The organism is Phyllobacterium sp. 22229 (assembly GCF_052056495.1).
Lineage (GTDB): Bacteria > Pseudomonadota > Alphaproteobacteria > Rhizobiales > Rhizobiaceae > Phyllobacterium > Phyllobacterium myrsinacearum.
The window spans coordinates 1-305 of the sequence record NZ_JBQEPA010000079.1; the positions used below are offsets into that span (position 1 = coordinate 1).

1 pseudogene is annotated in these 305 nt (G+C 39.3%); it reads left to right on the plus strand.

The window, feature by feature from the left end:
- Positions 1-305, plus strand: a pseudogene (locus ACTJJ7_RS28145) (TonB-dependent siderophore receptor); the annotation flags it as partial.

Below are 305 nucleotides of genomic sequence, written 5' to 3' on the forward strand. Positions count from 1 at the left end.
CATCATTACAAGGGCGAGTAATTGGTTTATGGCGTGATAGTGACACGCAAACTGATTATGTACCCGATAACAGTATTGTGTTTTCTCCATCATTAACCTGGTACGCCACTGATGATACAAAAATAACACTATTAACTAATTGGCAAAAGAATGAATCAGGCACGAGTACCTCGTTCTTACCCCACTCAGGCACTATTTTAGAAAACGAAAACGGCAAAATTCCATCAAATCGTTTTGTTTCTGAGCCGGGTTTTGATCGTTATGATACTGAGCAAGCGTCAATCACTGCGATTTTAGAGCAAAAT